The following is a 6,058-nucleotide window of genomic DNA, read 5'->3' on the forward strand; positions in this document are numbered from 1 at the left end:
ACAACAGCAAACTATTCAGCAGCAAACAACCCAACAACTATCTCAAATCCTCCTGCAACCGAAGAAACTACGACGCAAGATTCTTTCAATTATCCCCTTCGTCGGAAAAAACCCAAGTTTGGTGAACCTTACGAATCTGCTCCAGATACAAGTTCCCCAGATTCGGAAAATCCTGAAGTCTAAACCTTAAGTCTCAACCTTGAGTTTGTCGAAACAGAAATCATAACCTAGATAACTTCTGCTTTATTTTGCCGCTATGAAAATCAAATCACCAATTCAAACAGATGACGTTCAAGTTCAAATTATTCCCTTGATTGACGTTGTTTTCTGCATTCTCACCTTCTTTATCTTGGTAACGCTGCAATTTTCCCGGCAAGAAGTTATCAAAGCGATTAATTTTGACTTACCCAGATCGAACACAGGAACACCTATCCCTGGTACTAATAACCTACCAGGTTCTCCAGTTGCAGCGAAAAGGTTAGTTCTACACCTTGATGGACTCGGACAGATTTTTGATACTAGTCAAACTGTACAAACATCCGATCCCAGTCAACCTGGACTAACACCAATTTCTAAAGAGCAATTACCAGTTTTTTTGGAAAATTACGTCAAGCAAAATCCAAATGTACCGCTTGTTTTAAACGCTTCGCGATCGGCACAATATAATGATGTGATCGAAACCCTAACTTTATTGCAAAGAGTTGGAGGAACCCGTGCATCTCTTGGTGTTGCCGACTCTTCATCCTCCTCACAACCACCAATTAATAATCCAGGATTTCCCTCTTTTCCTGGCAGTTCCGGTATCCCTAACCCAATCCCTAACCCAATCCCACCACAAAATAATCCGCAACTTGCTCCAATTAATCCCCCAAGTGGAGAAATTCCAAATCTACCACCTACCACAAATCCAATTCCCCCATCAGGAACAGGTAATACACCACCTCAACAGTAAAGTTAGGCTCTGAGTGAAATACAGTTTATTTACCAATACTGTAGGGGCAAACGGTTGTTTGCCCTTATTTTATTTACCCTTATTTTATTTACCCTTATTTTATTTGCCTTTATTTGTAGCAGTTCTCAGATGAATAAAATATAGACCTAACCCCCAACCCCTTCCCTACAAGGATACTGTTGGCTAATTGTTGAGGGGTGAAGACCCTCACCCTCTCGTTAACAGGCTCCAGCCTGGTAACGCGCTTTTGGAGGCTCTGCCTCCAGTTAGATTTGAGGCAGAGCCTCAATCGCTGCATTCCTTGCCAGAGGCGAGGAACGAGGAAAATGGGGTTCGACCCATCATTAATTCGCCAACAACATCCTACAAGGGAAGGGGAGTAAGATTAACAATACTTAATTAACAATATGTGATTATTCCTACCTAAAAGCAAGCTATGACAGATTAACTGTAAAATATTCTAAAGAATACTCAAAATGTCTCCTGAGCTAGCTGAGATATTCGACTAAATTTGCTAATAATTACTCTATATTCGATTAGTTTCTAGCAAACAGAGTTATAGGGATTGTAGTCATGAATATTACTTCGCTTTTGATTGCTTGGTTGATAACGGCAGTTAGCTTTTTTGTAATTAGTAAATTACCAATTGGAGTAGAAATTGATACTCTTCCCAAAACTTTGATTTCTGCTGCGGTTTTAGGAATTCTCAACTCTTTAGTAAAGCCAGTTCTGAATTTGCTCGTCAAGATACCAAACTTTCTCACCCTGAATCTGTTTCATGGGCTTTTTGCTTTTATTATTTCCGTAATTTGTTTTGGTTTGGCAGCTTATTTAGTAGAGGGATTTCGCTTGCGTTACGGCATCTGGAGCGCAATTATTGGAGCCTTAGCACTTTCTTTAGTAAGTAGTCTTATTTACAACGTACTTCCGGTTTAATACTGGATTGGGGCATTGGGAATTTGGGAATAGGAATTTTTTTGTATTTTCCTCCGTTTCCCTTTTCCCTTGCCTTGCTTAACTATCAGTCGGAATAGTAATAACCGTAGTTTTTTGCGATCGCTCTTGAGCGCGTTGTTCGCGTTTTTTGCGATCGGCTGCCACCATATCAGCCATTACTACCATAGCTTGTGCCATTTTGTCCAAATTGGAGCGATATAACTCCAAATCTTTGTTGAGTTTGTCATCAGGAATGTGCAAACCTTGTGCGATCGCATTAAAGGTTTCGGTACGCTGTTTTTCGTCTTTAACCAATTCTGGATCGGATGCTTCAATCAGGGAAAATAAACCGATTGCAAACAAGCGACTGTATTTAAACTTCGGATTGTGGGCAATAGTATACAATTCCGATTGCAATTTTTCGTCCCGTTCCAAAGGTTTCGCTTGACTTAGCCATGTTACTAAATTTTGTACAGGAACACTTTTAGCAATTTCTTGCAATCTTTGAGCATCTTGTTGATACTGAGTCTGATTTGTTTCGATTGACTGACAAAGGGCATTAAAGAGAGACGCTTTATCTACTTCAGGATCATAACCCCGCATAAAACGCTCAAATGCTGTGACAACACCCAAAGCATAGATTGAATTGTAGCTAAAATCTACATTCACAGACAGCAAATGCATCTCCACCATCATTTCTTCCACAACCCGACGATAAATCGTGTTAACCGGACGGGTATGAAGGTTGTAGAAAGTTTTTTTTGTATCAGAGAGTGTACGGACGTTATTCACAAAAATAATTATAAGGGCGACTGGTATTTATTTTCTTTCTTGCTGACAAGTTTACCAAGTTTCATTTGCCAAATTTGAATTGGTGGTGAAATTTTTTTATAACTTGCTTCACAATAGGATAATTATAGCTACAACATTTTTTAGCTAGTTTTTTTTTTGCCTGAACAAAAAATTAAAATTCATTCCGACTACTAGCTATCAGTAGCCAAGTTAATAATACATTACTATATGCATCCTTCGCCGCAATTAACAGCCCTAGCACAGTATCTCGCTGGTGAATTTGATAACCGTGAACAGGCACTCGATGACCCAGCTTGGTATGTCCATCTGCGTTTGTGGCAAGTTCCTATTCCTATTTTCACTGAAGACAGCCTCACAATATTTGCTGAACAAGCCAACATTCTCAAACTTGACCAACCATACCGTCAGCGAATCATCCGACTGCGTGAAACCAATAATCCCGAAGCACCATTACAAGTTCAATACTACATGCCCAAAAACCCAGAAGCATTGTCTGGTGGAGGTTCCAACCCAAGTTTACTAACCAGCCTCACACCAGAACAATTGGAATTGCTTCCAGGATGTGTTTTAAATGTTTCTATTCGCGAGCTAGCTACAAATCATTACCTATTTTCGGCAACACCACCACCCCAAGCTTGTTGCACTTTTATCTATCAGGGGAACACAATCCAAGTCTCATTGGGGTTTGAGGCAACTCAAGAAGAATTAAATACTTACGATAAAGGTATAGATTCAACTACGGGAACAGCGACTTGGGGAGCGATTTTAGGACCATATTGCTACACCAAGCGAAAACAATTGAAATTTGAAATTTAGCTTCAACAGAAAGAAGTCTCACACCAGTTCTTCCCCAAAATCCTTCTTCTTGTACTGAGTGACGGAAATGTATCCTAAAATATAAAAACTATCTAGCAATACTGCGAGGTACTCCTTCTAAAGCTTCCTCTTCTGTCTCGAAAATTTCAAAAACAGTATCCATCATCGTCACTTCAAAAACCAACTTGGCTTCTGGATGGACGTTACAGATTCGGAAACTACCTTTAACTTTATCGGCATCTCGCATTCCCGCGACTAAAGAAGTCAAACCAGAACTATCGATAAAGTTCACTTGACCGAGATTGACAACTACATGACCACTCAGTTTGGAAATGCATTCCTGTAACTTTAAGCGAAATTGCCAAGCTGTGGTAATGTCCAAACGACCTAATGGCGTGAGAACAATCACATTATTACCGTCTTCGATTGTATAAATTTTTTGGTCAATGTGTATCACAGAATATCCCCTTGCACTTTTCTGAAGTTTCAATACGGCTGATTGATTTTTGATGGTTAGTTGCTATCAAAAATACTTCACTAGTATTTTTTATAACCTGTATTTGCAGTAGCATCCAGTTTTTCTAACCGATTCATTAATAATCCGTACAAATCAGACCCCATTTAATTTAAAAATATTTAAGCTGTAGCTCAAATAACAAGCTACAGCCTTTTATCGCTATTGAGTAAAAACGGCACGTCAGTAAAAAAAAGGTATCTTGAAAACGCCTGAAATAGCCATTAAACTCAATGCCAACAGGCTTTACGTGCCAATTATACTTAATAGCCTTTTATCCCAGCCTTTCCCCGGCTATTCTTTGTTGCCTAGTATTCTATCAATGGAAGTCAGTAGTCAGGAGATAAGCTAAAACACGTCTAAATTGCAGAACCCAAAAACTCTGAAATTAAGCCTAGTGTAAAACCGCACTTAATTTCTTCTGCCTTCTGCCTTATTTATGGTTTGCTGTCCAGTTAGCCCAATCTTGGGGTTTGAGGAAAGTGTCGTAGAGTTCGGCTTCTGGGGTGTTTGGTTCGGGTTTGTAGCCATATTCCCAACGTACCAAAGGAGGCAAGGACATCAAGATTGATTCAGTACGACCATTGGTTTGCAAGCCAAAAATAGTGCCTCGATCGTAAACCAAATTAAACTCAACATACCTACCGCGACGATAAAGTTGGAAATTTCTCTCGCGATCGCCATATTCGATTTTGTGTCGTTTTTCTACTGTTGGTAGGTATGCTGGCAAAAATGCTCGACCACAATCTTGAATAAATGCAAACAATTCTTCCCAAGTACGGGCTTCTATGGCTCCGATTTGCTGACTATAAGCAGCAGCGTTGCTACCTGTCGTGTCGTATGCGATCGCAGGAGTGTTCTGAGAATTTGGATACAGTTCACCCTGACCGTTTTGATAGTCAAAGAATAATCCACCAATCCCCCTTGTCTCTCCCCGATGTTTTAAATAAAAATATTCATCACACCAACGTTTAAATACTGGGTAATATTCCGAGTGATGTTTATCACAGGCTTGTTTAAAAGTTTTATGAAAATGACTCGCATCTTCCGCAAAAGGATAGTAGGGAGTTAAATCCGCACCACCACCAAACCACCATACAGGACCCGCTTCAAAATAGCGATAATTTAGGTGTACCGTAGGCACGTAGGGGTTGCGGGGGTGCAATACCATCGATGTACCAGTGGCGTAAAAACGATGCCCCGCAGCTTCTGGACGCTGGCTCAAAATCGAAGGTGGCAAAGTATCACCCCAGACTTCCGAAAAATTTACACCAGCTTGCTCGAAGATTTCACCGTCACGTAAAACACGCGATCGCCCACCACCACCTTCAGGACGTTCCCAGCTATCTTGTTGAAATTTATTCACACCATCAATAGCTTCCAAACCCTGAGTAATCTCATCTTGTAACTGACGCATGAAAGCGCTGACTCGCTCTTTCGCATTCGCTGGAGGTAGAAATTTTGAAGTTTCTGTTTGAAAAGTGGGGGATTGGGAATTAATCAACATAAAGTTCGAGAACCTAAAATTAAAATTTCCACCAATAAGGTTATTAATCGGTTACGCAGGTGCAGCAGATGTCAAATCAGACAATTCAACTACCTTAATTTTACCTTAATCTGTTACAGCCAAACATTGACACATACGAGCAATGAACAGTACAAACTATTTTCTCCTAAATTGTGTACGCACTTGTATACGATTTATTATTTTTAAACTGGCTGCCGTTAATATTTTGTAATATTTCTCGGATTTTTTTTGAAAACAAGTAATTTATAGCAGAAACTACAACCCGATTATTTGGGCTATCTAATTCCTCAAATCCATTTATTTCAGTACTCTCGCTTAATTTCACATTCCAACACGGTTGCGGTATCTCATCTGCATTCGTCAATCCATCAACTCACCGACAATTTATTTACCATCTATAGCGGTTCTCAGTTGATTTAAATATTTAAATACAGTTTGTGATTAAGAGTGCTGTAGGGGAACCCACGGTTGTTTGCCCTGGATTGTATTTCATCCAAAC

Annotated in this window: 7 protein-coding genes; 4 read left to right on the forward strand and 3 right to left on the reverse strand. The window is 39.8% G+C overall.

The annotated features are described in order from the left end of the window. From CK510_RS32010 to CK510_RS24775, 3 genes are all read left to right on the forward strand, one after another. Window positions 1-183, forward strand: a 183-nt coding sequence (locus CK510_RS32010) for a hypothetical protein (protein WP_211293295.1), incomplete at its 5' end; no start/stop codon positions are given. 73 nt (window positions 184-256) lie between these two features. Beyond that, window positions 257-952 (forward strand): ExbD/TolR family protein, encoded by a 696-nt coding sequence (locus tag CK510_RS24770; protein WP_095724212.1) that lies wholly within the window; start codon window positions 257-259, stop codon window positions 950-952. A 573-nt stretch (window positions 953-1,525) separates the two neighbouring features. Further along, window positions 1,526-1,888 (forward strand): phage holin family protein, encoded by a 363-nt coding sequence (locus CK510_RS24775; RefSeq protein WP_095724213.1) that lies wholly within the window; start codon window positions 1,526-1,528, stop codon window positions 1,886-1,888. Between the two features lie 78 nt (window positions 1,889-1,966). On the opposite strand, the gene psb29 is transcribed toward CK510_RS24775, so the two are convergent. Then, window positions 1,967-2,680, reverse strand: a complete 714-nt coding sequence (gene psb29, locus CK510_RS24780; RefSeq protein ID WP_095724214.1) for a photosystem II biogenesis protein Psp29 — start codon at window positions 2,678-2,680, stop codon at window positions 1,967-1,969. 228 nt (window positions 2,681-2,908) lie between these two features. Between psb29 and CK510_RS24785 the strand changes: the two genes are divergently transcribed. Continuing rightward, window positions 2,909-3,517, forward strand: coding sequence for a chromophore lyase CpcT/CpeT (locus CK510_RS24785; RefSeq protein ID WP_095724215.1), 609 nt, complete (start codon window positions 2,909-2,911; stop codon window positions 3,515-3,517). Window positions 3,518-3,605: 88 nt separating this feature from the next. On the opposite strand, the gene CK510_RS24790 is transcribed toward CK510_RS24785, so the two are convergent. Together CK510_RS24790 and hemF are read right to left on the reverse strand one after the other, a co-directional pair. Further along, complete coding sequence (locus CK510_RS24790; protein WP_095724216.1) at window positions 3,606-3,974, reverse strand: STAS domain-containing protein; 369 nt, start codon at window positions 3,972-3,974, stop codon at window positions 3,606-3,608. A gap of 490 nt (window positions 3,975-4,464) precedes the next feature. Then, window positions 4,465-5,538 (reverse strand): oxygen-dependent coproporphyrinogen oxidase, encoded by a 1,074-nt coding sequence (hemF, locus tag CK510_RS24795; RefSeq protein ID WP_095724217.1) that lies wholly within the window; start codon window positions 5,536-5,538, stop codon window positions 4,465-4,467. Between the last annotated feature and the right edge of the window lie 520 nt (window positions 5,539-6,058).

It is taken from the genome of Brunnivagina elsteri CCALA 953, assembly GCF_002289455.1.
GTDB lineage: Bacteria > Cyanobacteriota > Cyanobacteriia > Cyanobacteriales > Nostocaceae > Brunnivagina > Brunnivagina elsteri.